This is a genomic window from Actinomadura meridiana (genome assembly GCF_039537545.1).
In the GTDB taxonomy this organism is placed as follows: domain Bacteria; phylum Actinomycetota; class Actinomycetes; order Streptosporangiales; family Streptosporangiaceae; genus Spirillospora; species Spirillospora meridiana.
The window spans coordinates 604133-618128 of the sequence record NZ_BAABAS010000006.1 but is presented as its reverse complement, the minus strand read 5'-3'; the positions used below and the strand labels follow the sequence as shown (position 1 = coordinate 618128).

13 protein-coding genes are annotated in these 13996 nt (G+C 69.9%); 4 read left to right on the top strand and 9 right to left on the bottom strand.

Features of this window, described 5'->3' with window-relative positions; all coding sequences use genetic code 11:
- Positions 1-28: 28 nt before the first annotated feature.
- From ABD808_RS15885 to ABD808_RS15875, 3 genes are read right to left on the bottom strand one after another with little or no spacing between them, the layout of a single operon-like run.
- Positions 29-1042, bottom strand: a complete 1014-nt coding sequence (locus ABD808_RS15885; RefSeq protein WP_344896814.1) for a D-alanine--D-alanine ligase family protein — start codon at positions 1040-1042, stop codon at positions 29-31.
- Positions 1043-1090: 48 nt separating this feature from the next.
- Positions 1091-2221, bottom strand: coding sequence for an alanine racemase (gene alr / locus ABD808_RS15880; RefSeq protein WP_344896811.1), 1131 nt, complete (start codon positions 2219-2221; stop codon positions 1091-1093).
- Positions 2218-2751 carry a M15 family metallopeptidase gene (locus ABD808_RS15875; protein ID WP_344896808.1) on the bottom strand — a complete coding sequence of 178 codons (534 nt, stop codon included), beginning with the start codon at positions 2749-2751 and terminating at the stop codon, positions 2218-2220. Before ABD808_RS15875 ends, alr begins: the two co-directional genes overlap by 4 nt.
- 843 nt (positions 2752-3594) lie before the next feature.
- Between ABD808_RS15875 and ABD808_RS15870 the strand changes: the two genes are divergently transcribed.
- Positions 3595-4011 carry a S8 family serine peptidase gene (locus ABD808_RS15870; RefSeq protein WP_344897947.1) on the top strand — a complete coding sequence of 139 codons (417 nt, stop codon included), beginning with the start codon at positions 3595-3597 and terminating at the stop codon, positions 4009-4011.
- Positions 4012-4053: 42 nt separating this feature from the next.
- Here ABD808_RS15870 and ABD808_RS15865 read toward each other — a convergent pair whose 3' ends face one another.
- The 5 genes from ABD808_RS15865 to ABD808_RS15845 form a co-directional block, all read right to left on the bottom strand.
- Entirely contained in the window at positions 4054-4395 is a 342-nt protein-coding gene (locus ABD808_RS15865) for a transposase (RefSeq protein ID WP_344896805.1), read from the bottom strand.
- Between the two features lie 172 nt (positions 4396-4567).
- Positions 4568-5707: an acyl-CoA dehydrogenase family protein gene (locus ABD808_RS15860; protein WP_344896803.1), complete on the bottom strand. Its 1140-nt coding sequence runs from the start codon at positions 5705-5707 to the stop codon at positions 4568-4570.
- Positions 5708-5721: 14 nt separating this feature from the next.
- On the bottom strand, positions 5722-6099 hold the full coding sequence (locus ABD808_RS15855) for an ectoine synthase (RefSeq protein ID WP_344896800.1): 378 nt from the start codon (positions 6097-6099) through the stop codon (positions 5722-5724).
- A gap of 52 nt (positions 6100-6151) precedes the next feature.
- Entirely contained in the window at positions 6152-7675 is a 1524-nt protein-coding gene (locus tag ABD808_RS15850) for an AMP-binding protein (RefSeq protein WP_344896797.1), read from the bottom strand.
- A 396-nt stretch (positions 7676-8071) separates the two neighbouring features.
- Positions 8072-8572, bottom strand: coding sequence for a flavin reductase family protein (locus ABD808_RS15845; RefSeq protein WP_344896794.1), 501 nt, complete (start codon positions 8570-8572; stop codon positions 8072-8074).
- A gap of 361 nt (positions 8573-8933) precedes the next feature.
- Between ABD808_RS15845 and ABD808_RS15840 the strand changes: the two genes are divergently transcribed.
- Positions 8934-11198 (top strand): MMPL family transporter, encoded by a 2265-nt coding sequence (locus ABD808_RS15840; protein WP_344896791.1) that lies wholly within the window; start codon positions 8934-8936, stop codon positions 11196-11198.
- 186 nt (positions 11199-11384) lie between these two features.
- Complete coding sequence (locus tag ABD808_RS15835; RefSeq protein WP_344896788.1) at positions 11385-12026, top strand: TetR/AcrR family transcriptional regulator; 642 nt, start codon at positions 11385-11387, stop codon at positions 12024-12026.
- Positions 12027-12203: 177 nt separating this feature from the next.
- On the opposite strand, the gene ABD808_RS15830 is transcribed toward ABD808_RS15835, so the two are convergent.
- Positions 12204-13262: an LLM class flavin-dependent oxidoreductase gene (locus tag ABD808_RS15830; RefSeq protein WP_344896785.1), complete on the bottom strand. Its 1059-nt coding sequence runs from the start codon at positions 13260-13262 to the stop codon at positions 12204-12206.
- Between the two features lie 260 nt (positions 13263-13522).
- Here ABD808_RS15830 and ABD808_RS15825 point away from each other — a divergent pair, with 260 nt between their 5' ends.
- The gene (locus tag ABD808_RS15825) at positions 13523-13996 is read left to right on the top strand and encodes a DUF1579 family protein (protein ID WP_344896782.1); all 474 of its coding nucleotides are present in this window, start codon (positions 13523-13525) and stop codon (positions 13994-13996) included.

Genomic DNA, 13996 nt, shown 5'->3' with positions numbered 1-13996 from the left:
CGGGCCCGGCGCCGGTGGGGTCAGGGCCTCACGCGGCCCTGTCCGGGCTCGGCGGGCCGGGCACGACGGCGGCGTCGACCAGGCGCGCGACCAGTTGCTCGTAGGTCACCCCGGCCGCGGCGAACATCCTCGGCACCTGGGATTCGGCCGTCATCCCCGGCATGGTGTTGACCTCGTTGAGGACGGGCCCGTCCGCGGTGAGGAAGAAGTCGACGCGGGCGACACCGGCGCAGCCGAGCGCGTCGAACATCCGCACCGCCGCGCCGGTCAGGGCGTCCCGTTCCGCGTCGTCGAGGTCGGCGGGCACGCTGAACCGGGCCGAGCCGTCGTACTTCGTCTCGGTGTCGAACGGGCCGTCGGTGTGGATCTCCAGGGGCGGCGCCGCCCAGCAGCGGCCGTCGGCCTCGCGCAGGACGGCCACGTCGATCTCCCGGCCCCGGACGACGTCCTCGACCAGGATCCGGTCGTCGAACCGCGCCGCGACGCGCAGCGCCTCGCGCAGCTCGGAGGCGTCGCGTGCCAGGGCGACCCCGTAGCTCGACCCGGCCGCGACCGGTTTCACCACCACGTCCGACTCGAACTCGACCTCGGCGCCCGCCGTGACCAGGCGGCCGGGGGCGGTGCGGATCCCGACGGCCTCCGCCACCAGCTTGGTCGCCCACTTGTCCATGCCGATCGCCCCGGCGCGCAGGTCGGAGCCGACCAGCGGCGTGTGGGTGAGGGCGCACAGGGCGGCGAGCGTCCCGTCCTCGCCGAGCGGCCCGTGCAGGGCCGGGAACACGGCGTCGGCGAGTGCGATGACGCCCAGCGCGCCCGCCAGGGAGTCGGCGGGCCGCGATCCGAGCGCGTCCGCCCCTCGCCGCCAGGTCCCGTCGCGTTCGATGGTCAGCTCGTCGACGTCGAACCCGCCGGAATGCAACGCCTTCGCGACCCCCGTGGCGGTGGCCAGAGAGACGTCGTGCTCGGCGTTCTCGCCGCCGCCGATCACCACGATGCGCCGTGTCATCCCGTGCTCCTTCTCATAGGGGTGTGCCTTCTTCATGTGGTGCTCCGCTTCACGCGGTGCCCCTCGTCTCGCCGGTGCTCCTCGTCACGCGGTGCTCCGCTTCACGCGCGAACCGATGCCGGTGACGATGGTGTGCGGGATGGTCCCGGCCCACCGCGCCCAGTCCTGGATGGTCGGGGTCGCGCCGCCGTCCGGGCCGAACACGGTCGCGGACGTGCCGACCGGGACGGCCTCGTCGCCCGTGTCGACCACGATCTGGTCCATCGAGACCCGTCCGACCACCGGGAAACGGCGCCCGCCGATCTCGACGCCCGCCTGGGGCGAACGCTCACGCGGGATCCCGTCCGCGTATCCGACGGGGAGGACGCTCAGATGGGTGGCGCGCTCGGTGACGTACGTGCCGCCGTACCCGACCGGCGTCCCGGCCTTGACCGCCGCCGTGTGCACGACCGGTGCGGTCAGCCGGGACGCGCCGTGCATCTCCACGGTCTCGGACGGGTCGATGCCGACCAGCCCCGCCCCGATGCGGACCATGCCGAAGTGCGTCGCCGGGTCGGTCAGCGTCCCCGACGTGGCCGCGAGATGGGCGAGCGGCGAACCGAGCCCCGCCGCCCGGACGGCGCGCACCGCCTCGCGCATGTCGGCGACCCCGGCCGCGTTCGCCACCGGGTCCGCATGGTCGGCCAGCGAAAGGTGCCCCATCACGCCCGCGACGCGGACGGTCCGAGCCCGCTGGCCGCGCCGGGCGAGGGCGATCAGCTCGTCCCACTGGCTCCGGGGGCAGCCGCCACGGGACATCCCAGTGTCCGCGTAGAGGTGGATCCGGACCGTCGGCGCGGACTGCGCGAGCAGGGAGCCGAGTTCGTCGACCGACCCGACCGCGACGTCGACGCGGTTGGCCGCCGCCTGCTCGGCGTCGATCCCGGCGGGGTTCAACCAGGTGAGGATCGGCGCCGCCAACCCGGCCGCGCGCAACGCCGTGGCCTCCTCCAGGCTCGTCGTCCCGAGCCATCCGGCACCGGCGGCGAGGGCGGCCTCGGCGACCGTGACGGCGCCGTGGCCGTACCCGTCGGCCTTGACCACGGCCATGATCGTGCTGCGCGTCCGCGCGCGGATCATGGCCATGTTCGCGGCCACCCCGACCGGCAGCGTCTGTAGGGTCGGCGGCCGGAAGGTGCCCGTCCGGCTTTCGAGCGTGACCGGGATCTGATTCACAAACGCATCCTCGGGTCCTCGGTCGGGTCGGCGTACATGGGCGGGCGACCGTTCTCGACGGCGTCCGGGCGCAGTTCGTAGTGCCAGGGCTCGTTTCGGTAGATCTGGCACAGCCCGTACGCGGCGCCGTGCTCGGACAGCCATTTCGCGCCGTCGGGCGGGCCGATGTCGACCGCATTGCCCCACACATGGGCGGACGTCTCCGGGGTCGCCACCCACCGCGCTGCCTCTTCCGGCGACCCGTACTTGAGGACGGCGTTCCGCAACAGCCGCTCCTGGTACTCGGGCGAACGCCAGCCGCTGTTGACGCGAAGCCGGACGCCGTCGGCGTCCGCGGCGGTCGCGGCCCGGCGCAGGGCGGCGAGGAGGTCCGGGGAGAGCCCGGTCACCGCGGGCCTCTTCTCGTCGAACACCGAGACCACCACTCCGTCGGGGATCACGCCGTCGCTCTCGTCCAGCGTGGTGTTCGTGATGAGCACGACCCTGCGCGCATGACGGGCCGGAGTTGACTGTGAAGTGCTGTTATCCATGCTGCTACTGAAGGCGGACGGCTGTTGCCGCGGCGTATGCGGTTTTTGATACGTCCGCGATACACGGCCCCTCGGCGGGCGGAGCGGGTGGACGCGGGCAGCCGTGATCGCGCCACCGGACGTCGGCGAAGCGACGAGTGACGCCGTCCGGTCCCGAGCACTGTGGCCCGGTCCGGATCCTGACTGACACGTTCGGCGGGCCACTGGTCACGGCGCCCAGGTGATGAGCATGTCGGGGTCCCCCTTCCGCGCGGCGCCGTCCGGCGTTGCGAATCCTCACTTCGGCTGAGCGGACCTGACGAATGATCACCATACCGTCCCAAAACAGTCCATCAGCATACTTTTCGAAAGCAGCCGATCGCTCTTGGCGACGGCCGCGACCAGACGGGGCAACGCGTCGGGCACCGAAGGCCGCTCCACCTGGGGCGGACGCAGGGACGGCGTAGGGATGACACAGGGGCGGCAAAGGGCCGGGTGCGGGGACGAGGGGGAGGAGAAACTGACGCAGAAAGCTCCCGTTTTGATCAGATTTGTCGGATTGTTCGCCATCAGCCGGAACTCTATCGTTATGGCCCGGCGGCCGCGCTCCCCGGCCGCCCGCGCCACGAACCCGGAGGCGACCCAGGATGGGAACGGTCAGGACGAACCGAAGACGACCCGGGGCCGCCTGGCGCCCGGCCCTCGCCGCGACGGCCGCGCTGCTCGCTGCCGGTGGCCTCGCCGCCCCGGCGACGGCGAACGCCGCCGAGGGCGTCGTGATCAACGCGGACGCGCCCGGCACGGTCGACGGCCAGTACATCGTCGCGTTGAAGGGCGCGACGTCCCTCGCGGACCAGGGGGGCCATTCGGGCCGGTATCCAGTTCGCCATCGCCGCGGGCAACGACTCCAGGAACGGCTGCGACGCGCCCAGCGACGTGTCCGAGGCCGTCACGCTCGGGTCGACCGACGAGGGCGACTGGGTGTCGTACTTCTCCAACTACGGACGGTGCCTCGACCTGTTCGCGCCGGGCGGCGACATCGTCTCGGCGGACTACGAGTCCGACACCGGCTCGACGATCCTGGGCGGCACGTCGATGGCGACGCCGCACGCGGCCGGGGCGCTCGCGCTCTACCTGGAGGGCCACCCGAACGCGACGCCGCAGGAGGCGCGGGACGCCGTGGTCCGCGCGGCCCAGCCGGGCGTCATCTCCGACCCGGGCCCCGGCTCCCCGAACCTCCTGCTGGACGTCACCGCGCTCGGCAGGCTCGGCTCCGGCTGAGATCGGCTCCGGCTGACGTCGGCGCCCGCCAATGGTCGCCCGCTAATGGTCGGCGCCCAGCCGGACCCGGGCGGGGACGGCGGGGGAATCGAGCAGGCGGAGCCGGGCCAATTCGGAGGCGAAGAAAACCAGGGCCGCCCTAAGAAGATCATTAATGCGTTTGAGTTCGGCGTTCTCCTTGCGCAGCCGCACGAGTTCGTCGGGATCGCAGGCGGGCGGCCCGTCTTCGCCGATGGTCTCGCGTGCCTCTCGCACCCAGAGACGTAATGTTTCCCGATGGACGCCGACAGCGCGGGCGACCTGGGCGATGGGACGATCTCCGTCCAGCACCAGGTGCACGGCTCGCTCTCGGACTTCGCGTGAATACTTGCGTGGCGCCGCCATTGATCACACCGCCAAACCTGCGGGAGCACACGATCTTTCGCCATGGTAACGCAACTGACAGCGACCACTCAATGACAATCGCTTATTGATCCTCGGCGCCCCATGTATGACCGGAATCCCGGGAGTCGACCGGACGGTGTGCCGCCGAGAAAGAATTCCCTCGGGGGTGAATTCAGAGGCCCATCAACTTCGCGATCCGGCCGCGCTGAACATCTGTCGTCCCGGAATAGATCGTGCCCGCGAGTGCGGCGCGCACATCGTGTTCCAGACCGTATTCGGCCATGTATCCGTAGCCGCCGAAGGTCTGCACCGCCGCGACCGCCGTGGCCAGGTTGCCCTCGCTGGTCAGGAGTTTGGCGATGGCCACCTCCGCCGCGGCGTCCTGGCCCGCCGACAGCTTGGCGGCCGCGTGGTAGAGGGCGCGGCGGGACGTGTCCACCGCGATGCGCATGTCGACGACGCGGTTGGCGACGGACTGGAACGCGCCGATGTGCCGCCCGAACTGCCGACGGCTTTTCGCGTATTCGACGGTGCGATCCAGCCGGTGTCGCATCTCCCCGACCGTCACCGCGAACGAGCAGAGGATCTCCCACTGGATGACGTGGTCGAAGATGGAGTAGCCCGCGCCGACTCCCCCGATCACGTTGGCGGCGGGGACACGGCAGTCGTCGAACGCGATCTCGCTCAGCGGGGAGGTGCGCAACCCCATCTTGCTGAGAGGTTCGCCCACGATGAGGCCCGGGGTGTCGCGTTCGACCACGATCGCGCTGAGGCCGAACGGGCCCGCGTCGGGTTCCGTCACCGCGTACACCACGATCAGGTCGGCGATCGGGCCGTTGGTGACGAAGGCCTTGGTTCCGTTCAGGACGAACACGTCGCCGTCCGGACGGGCGCGGGTTCGCATGGCGAGCATGTCCGAGCCCGCGTCCGGTTCCGAGACGGCGTGGGCGCCGATCAGCTCGCCCGCGCAGACGGCGGGCAGGTAACGCTCCTTCAGGGCGTCGGAGCCGAACTGGTGGATCGGGATTCCGGTACTGACGATGTGCGTGGAGACGGAGAAGGTGAGGCCGCTGTCACGGCAGCCGAAACCGAGGCCCTCCAAGACGTACATCGTGGTAAGCAGATCGCGGTCGAGACCGCCCCGGCGTCCCTCGAACGGCAGACCGAGGAGCCCGGAGTCCTGGACGAGCTTCCATTTGTCGGCCGGGAACTCACCGGCGTGATCGCGTTTGAGATGGTCGTGCGTCAGCTCCTGACCCAGCACTATCGCCGCGTCGCGAAGTTCCGTTTGTTCCCGGTCCCATTCCATCATCGGCTCCGCCTGGATCAGTACTGCGAGAATCCGTCCTCGTCAAGGAAATGCGCCTCGTCGCCGTTCAAGGCGGGGTTGAAGACACTGATCAGGAAGAGGTCCTCCTCCTCGTCGGCGATGAGAAAGTGGGCGTCATGCCGGTCGAGGGCGTACAGGACGCCGGGCTCGATCCGGTGGGACGTCCCGCCGTTCGCGCTGACGACCTCGCCGCGCCCGCGAATGCAGTAGCACGCCTCCAGGTGCCGCCGATACTGGATCCGGGACTTGGTGCCCGCCCGCACCAGGGTCTCCGTAACGGTGAAACCCATGCCGTCGGCCTGCACGAGGAACCGATAACTGAGCCCGTTTCCCCAGTCGACGGGCTGGATGTTCGTCTTTTCTCGAATCAGCATTGTTGCTCCATTTCGTTCGCGGAGCGGGCACGGTCACCGGTGTCTCGCCGGGTCACCGTGGCCGCGCGACCATCCGGGCGCACGCGGCGCGGTCCACCTTTCCGGTGGCCCCTCGGGGAAGGGGGCCGTCGACGAAGCGGATCTCGCTGGGAATGGCCACCCTGGGCAGCCGGTCGGCGCAGTGCCCCCGCAGCCCGAGGCCGTTGACGGCGCCGCCGGGGACGCGCCGCACGAACGCGTGCAGACGGTTGCCCGCCAGGTCGTCGGGGCAGGCGACGACCGCCGCCTCCGCCACCTGCGGATGCGCGAGCAGGACCCGCTCGATCTCCTGCGGATTGACGCGCGTCCCACGGACCTTGACCTGGAAGTCGCGGCGCCCCACCAGGACCAGCGTTCCGTCGGCGTCGCGGCGGACCAGGTCGCCCGTGCGGTAGTAGACCCGCGTCCCGTCGGGATCGTCGCGCGGGACGAACGCGTCCCGGCCGAGCCGTGCGTCGAGGTACCCGGTCGTCTGGAAGGGGGTGTGCACGACCAGCTCGCCGGTGCCCGGACCGTGGACGGTACGTCCGTCCTCCGCCGTCACCAGGGCCCGCACACCGGGGATCGGCCGCCCGATCGGCAGCGGACGTCGCTCGTCCCAGCCCACCAGATCCGCCTCGTGGACGAAGCTGTCGTTGGTCTCCGTACACCCGTAGACGTTGTGGAACGCGGCTCGCGGGAAGAGGTCCGGGAGCGTCGCGAGCAACGCCGGTGGCATGGCCTCGCCGGTGAACACGACGTGGCGGGGGTCCTTGAGCGGCCCGACGAGGTCGTCGTCGGCGACCGCGCGCAGCTGCCGGTACATCAGTGGGACGCCCTGCACCACGTGCACACCGTTGTCGGCTATCAGGCGGGCCACGTGCTCACCATCGGTGGCTCGTTCGGGGTCGACGAGGACCGCGCAGCCACCGGCGGCGAGGGTCGCCCAGACGTCGAGCAGGCACAGGTCGAAGTTGAGCGGCGCGTAGTTCAGGACGCGGGTTCCAGGCCCGATGCCGAAGCGGTCGACCGCCCAAGCCATGAAGGCGGCCACGCCCGCCATCGGGAGCGGGACGACCTTCGGCAGGCCGGTGGACCCGGACGTCGTCAGCAGCAGTCCCGTCCCCGCCGGGATGGCGGGGGCGTCCGGAACCGGGTCGATCTCCACCACGGTGAGCCCGTCGTCGCGCTCGACGTTCAGTAGATGCCGGATGCCGGACCGGGCGACCAGCTCTCGCACGGTCGCCGCGCCCAGCTCGGGCGAGAGCAGCAGCACCGGCCGCCCGCCGCCGAGACACGCGATGACCAGGGCGATGGTGCGCGGCGACTTGTCAGCCCGCACGGCGACCGCGCCGGACGAGCCCGCACCAGACGGCTCCGAGCCAGCCGGGTCCGCGCCGGACGGCAGGCCATGGCGCGACAGGTCGGACGACAGCGCGGCGGCCGATTCCGCGAGCTGGGCGTAGGTGACGCCGTGACCGTCCCAGACGAGCGCGGTGGCACCGGGCGTCCGGCGGACATGACCGTCGAACATCGCGATGAACGAGTCAGAGGGCACGGGCGCCTCACTCGGCCCTTCGCGGTCGCCTGGCGGCGGACGCCACGGCCACGGGCGCGAAGAAAGGCAATGCCGTTCCCAGGTGGTGGTCCGCCACCAAGGAGTATCTGAATTCCCGCATACGGACCAGGCTGGCATGGGAACCAGAAAGCGAACACCCCAAATTTTGGCGACCGAAATCAAGGGTCGCCCCTATCCGTCCACCATCCGCCTCTAAGGGTCGAGTCCCCTATTCTCTTAGGGGATTGCATTCGCGCACGGCCGTCGTGTCATCGGATACCGCCACCAGCTGGGCGCCACTTCACGAACGTCCGTCGGAAAACTCGTTGTCGGAGACGGCCCGGCCTGCCGGGATCGGCATCGCGGACGCCTCCCGGCCGACGCCCCGGTGGCGCCCTACGCGGGACCGCTGGCGACGTACGCGCCGTGGGCGAAGACGAGCAGGCGCCCGCCGTTGAGCACCCCGGCGGCGACCACGCGGCCCAGGACCACGCGGTGGTCGCCGCCGTCCAGGACCCGGTCGATCCGGCAGTCGACGAACCCGGCGGCCCGCGCCAGGATCGGCGCTCCCGTACTGGCGGTGACCAGATCCTGACCGGCGAAGCGGTCGACGCCGGAAGCGCAGAACCGGCGTGCCACGCTCTCCTGCTCTCCAGTCAGGAAGCTGGCGGCGAACCGGCCGGTCCGTTCGATCGCGGGCCAGGTGCGCGACGCCCGGCCGATGCAGAACAGCACGAGCGGGGGTTCCAGGGACACGGACGTGAACGAGTTGATCGTCACTCCGGCCGGCCCGTCGGGGGTACTGGTGGACACCACGGTGACCCCGGTCGCGAAATTGCCCATCACCGCCCGCATTGACGACGGGTCGACATCGGCGGCCGACTCCAGCTTCATCATTACTCCGAAAGTCTGGACAGTTGTTTCGCGACTTTTTCGTCCTGCCGTCGGCATCAGGCTAGGCACGTGTCCAGGTGGTGTCATCCCCTAGCTTTCCACCCCTAGCAGAGGTATCCGAGATAGGGGTCCGCCGCGCTTCGTCCGCCAATACCGTACGTAAGCACAAACCAGGGCGGATCGCTCTGGAGGCCATTCACGCACCGCGCCACCGACGGGACGCACGGCTCCGTCCGCGCCGACGAACCGCCAGGCGCGTGCGCCCCGCGGGTCCGACCCCCCGCCGGGCGGACGGGGTTTCGTGGCGTAAAAAATGATAGTAGGCTCTCATTCAGTGGTCTACTAGCTAAAGATGGTGAGTCGCATGTCCATGCTCCTCTACCGGCTGGGCCGGCTGTCCTTCCGCCGCCGGAAGCTGGTCGCGCTCGTCTGGCTGGGGCTCCTGGTCGCCGCCATCGCGGGCGCGGCGGGGCTCTCCGGCCCGACCTCCGAGGAGTTCCGCGTCTCGGGCACCGAGTCGCAGGTGGCCAACGACCTGCTGGCCGAGCGGTTCCCTGGGTTCAGCGCGGACGGCGCGACGGCCCGCGTCGTGTTCGCCGCACCGCAGGGCAGGACGCTCAAGGAACCGGCCGCGAAGTCCGCCGTCGAGAAGGTGGTCGGCACGCTCAAGGCGCGGCCCAAGGTGGCCAACGTCGGCTATGACCCGGGGGCGCTCTCCAAGGACGGCCGGATCGGGTACGCCGAGGTCAGCTACCGCGTCCCGGCCGGGGACCTGACCGAGGCCGACCGGGCCGGGCTGCGCGACTCCGCCGACCCCGCCCGCGCGCAGGGCCTCACGGTCGAGATGGGCGGCGACGCGATCAAACCAACGGGCAGCGGCCTGATGGAGATGATCGGTGTCCTGGTCGCCGCCGTGACCCTCCTCATCGCGCTCGGCTCCCTGGTCGCCGCCGGACTGCCCCTGCTGCTCGCCTTCGTGGGGCTCGGCATCAGCATCTCCGCCGTCTACGCCGCCACCGGGTTCATCAACCTCACCGAGGACACCATGGTGATGGCGTTGATGATCGGCATGGCGCTCGCGATCGACTACGCGCTGTTCATCGTGTTCCGCTACCGGCACGAGATCCGGTCCGGCCGCGAACCGGAGGAGGCCGCGGGGCACGCGATCGGGACCGCGGGCTCCGCCGTGGTCTTCGCGGGCCTGACCGTGATCATCGCGCTGTGCGGGCTGTCGGTCGTCCAGCTGCCGCCGCTCACCCAGATCGCCCTCGCCGCCGCGCTGGCGGTGGCCGTCACCGTCGCCGTCGCGCTCACCCTCTTGCCCGCGGTGCTCGGCTTCACCGGACGACGCATCCTCGGCAGGCGCGCACGCAACGAACGTCCGGAAGGCTCGGGGGCCGGGGCGGTCCACGACGCGGGGCCCCCGACCGGCAGCGTGCTGAAGCTCGACCCTCCGCTGGGTCAGCGCCTCGCGCGCTTCGTCACGGGGCATCCGATCCCGGCCATCGTCGGGACCCTCGCCTTCCTGGTGGTCGTCGCGATCCCGGTGCTGGACATGCGGCTCGGCCTGCCGGACGAGGGCACCGAGCCCGCCCACGCCACCCAGCGCAAGGCGTACGACCTGCTGAGCGAAGGCTTCGGCCCCGGGTTCAACGGTCCGCTGGTGGTGGTCGTCGACGCCGCCGACCGCCGCAATCCGCAGGCGGCGGGCGAAAGGACCCGGCAGGTCGTGCAGGGCCTCGACCACGTGGCCGCGGTCGAGGCCCCGATCGTCAACGAGGCCGGTGACACCGCGCTGCTGTCGGTGGTGCCGACCGGCGGCCCGGCCAGCAAGGCGACCGAGGACCTGGTGAACGAGATCCGCGACCACGGCGGGCAGGTCCGGGACGCCACCGGGGCGCGGATCGCGGTCACCGGCCAGACCGCCCTCAACATCGACATGTCGACCAAGCTCGCCAACGCCCTGCCGCCCTACCTGATCATCGTGGTGGGGATGGCGTTCGTGCTGCTGATGATCGTGTTCCGGTCCGTCCTGGTCCCGCTGAGCGCGGCGCTGGGATTCCTGCTGAGCGTCGGCGCGACCCTCGGCATGGTGGTGGCCGTGTTCCAGTGGGGCTGGTTCACCGGCGCGCTCGGGGTGGTGCCGCTCGGCATCATCCTCAACCTGCTGCCCATCTTCATGATCGGCGTGGTGTTCGGGCTGGCCATGGACTACCAGGTGTTCCTGGTCAGCCGGATGCGCGAGGAGTACGTCCGGGGCGCCCGGCCGCGGGACGCCGTCGTCGCGGGCTTCGCGCACAACGCCCGGGTCGTGACGGCGGCCGGGATCATCATGATCAGCGTGTTCGGCGGCTTCGTGCTGGCCGACTCCAGCATGGTCCAGGCGCTCGGATACGCCCTGGCGGCGGCCGTCTTCTTCGACGCCTTCATCGTGCGGATGATCCTCGTCCCGGCGCTGATGTCGCTGCTCGGCCAGGCGAGCTGGTGGCTGCCCGGCTGGCTCGAACGGCTGCTGCCGCACGTGGACGTCGAGGGCGAGAAGCTCCGGGCCCACGACGCCACGGGACCGGCCGGGGCACGGGAGGAGCAGACCGCCGCGTCCGGCCGTACCGGCCCGGAGCACGGGTAGCGTCCCGAACCGGAAAACGGACGCCGAAGCGGAATTCGGCCTTTGCCGCACCCGCAATCGCCTGCCATTACTGAGGGCCGTGATGAACCGAACACCAACGGTATCGTCGACCCGCGGCAACTATTTCGCGGTAAAATGAGCACCGGAAGGGTGTAAGCTAGCCGCCCAATGGAGCAGAATTGCATCATGAGCGCGGAGGATCTGAAGCAGGCCGCCACCTTCTCTGACCATCTGGAGCGGCTGCCGCTGCGGGAGCGTAAGAAGCGCAGGACGCGGATGGCCCTCCAGAACCAGGCGCTGAGGCTGTTCTCCGAACAGGGCTACGAAGCCACGACGATGGAGCAGATCGCCGCGGCGGCGGAGGTGTCGGCCAGCACCGCCTTCCGCTACTTCCCCACCAAGGAAGATCTCGTCATCCAGGACGAGTACGACCCGTTCATGCTGGAGCTGTTCCGTGCGCAGCCGCCCGAGCTGTCCCCGATCGAGGCGCTGCGATCCATGTTCGGGGAGGCCCTGCCGCACCTGTACGAGCGGGATCGCGCCCAGCTCACGGCGCGGATCCAGCTGATGGCCACCGTCCCGTCGATCAAGTCCCGGTTCTTCAACGCCATGCGGGGCAACACGCTCGCCGTCATCGACCAGGTGATCGCCGAGCGCGTCGGCCGCGACCCGAAGGACCCGGAGGTGGAGTGCTTCGCCTGGGCGGTGACCGGCTCCCTCTACGCCGCCATGTTCTCCTGGCTGGAGAGCGACGGCGAACTCGAACTGCCCGAGCTGGTCGACCGCAACCTGAAGTTCCTCGCCGCCGGTTGCCCCCTGGGCGCCTGACGCCCCCGACCCTCCCGCACGGCTCACCCTGGACACCCCTGGCGCCCGAACACTCACGGCGCCTGGACACCACCCCGTGCACGATGACTCCGCCCAGGGCAGGACGTGCGAAACGCCTTGGTCGCCACATCGAGGATGTGGCGACCAAGGCGCCGGGGGGACCGTCGAATGGGCCGGTCAGCCGAGCATCGGCAAGGTCCTGTCGGTGAACAGCCGCAGGGTCCGTTCCATCTTCTCGTAGGGCTGGCCGCCGAAGTCGACCTGCCAGAGGATCGTGTCCATGTCCAGGACTTCCTGCATCTCCTTGACACGGCGGGCCGCCGTCTCCGGGGAGCCGATGACGCCGTTGCCGCCCGCGCCGTCGCTGCCCGCCTCCACCGACTTGGCGAGGGCCTGGCTGTAACCCCGGTAGTCGGCGGAGTTGACCTTCAGCACCGACGCGGCGGCCTCCTTCCACACCTCGATGTACTCCTGAAGGTGCGGCTTGGCCTCCTCGAGCGCCTCCTCGTCGGTGTCGGCCAGCACCAGCGGGACGACCATGGCCGTCTCCGGGCTCCGGCCCGACGCCCCGTGGTTCGCCATGAAGGCGTCCCGGTAGACGCTCACCAGCTTGTTGACGCCCTGCATGGCCTCGGGCCTCGGCGACGCCGTCACCAGCAGGTTGAAGCCCTGCTCGCCCGCCCACCGGAAGCTGCTCTCCGACATCACCGCGCAGATCCACACGGGCGGGTGCGGACGCTGGATCGGCTGGGGGAACGAGGTGACGTTCTCGTAGCGGTAGTAGGGCGTGTCCTCGGAGATGTCCTCCTCGGTCCACAGCCGCACGATCGAACGCACCGTGGACCGGAAACGCTCGGTGCTGCCGTCCATGCTCACCCCGAACGCCTCGAACTCGTTCGGCAGGAAGGCCCGGGCGAAACCGACGTCCAGGCGGCCACCGCTCATGACATCGACCTGCGCCGTCTCGGCGGCGGTCTGGATCGGGTGGTGGAAGGACGCCTGGATGCCGCCGGTCAGCAGCCGGATCCGGCTGGTCCTGGCCGCGACCGCCGAAAGGTAGGCGAGCGGGCTCGGGCAGTAGCCACCGGCGGCGTGCAGGTAATGTTCGGTCATCTTGACGTGGGAGAAGCCGAGCTCGTCGCCCAGCTCCGCCAGACGCAGCACGTCGTCGAAGTATTGTTTGGCCGTGCGCATCTCCGGCCGGCAGTCGGGCAGTAATGAGATGCCGTACTTCATCGCACCCCCAGGGTGACGCGGCAGGTCGCGGATAAGCCAGTCCGGTGGTTCGGATCGACCGCTTTCAATAGCGAGCCTATCCACGCCTTTCGGTCGCGTCACCCCCTATTGTTCGCACTGACCCCTTAATGCGGGACTCACCCCTAAACGCATGCCCTTAATCTCTGCCACGGGTCGGGTGGAGGCGGCCGCACGGGTACCCGGCGCGGCCCCGCCCGCAGATAATGAAACGGTCATATTCCCTTCCCTGGAGCCTTTTCATGTCGGACGTCAAAGCCTCCTTCACGGGGACGCAGCCACCGCCCGAGCAGATGCGCGATCTGGACTTTCTCCTCGGCTCGATGTCCTGCGTCTTCAACACCGGAACGAAGATCACCGGGGTGTTCCGGTCGATCCTCGGCGGCCACTACTACGAATTCGAGCTGACCGCGAACCGGACCAACGGCCAGCAGGTCAACGGGCGGTGGCTGCTGGGCTGGAACTCCGCCGACAAGATGTTCAGCAGCTACTACTACGACGACACGGGGATGCAGGGCAGCACCGCCTCGGAGGGGTGGCGCGACGGCGAACTCATCTTCCACGGCCGGTACACGCTCGGGGACGGCCACGTCGAAATGCGAACGGTCTTCAGCAGGGTCGACGAGGACCATTTCGTCATCCGGGAGTCGATCTTGCAGGACGGCGAGTGGAAGCTCCTCGACACCCAGGACTGCCACCGCACTCCCCTGGACTGA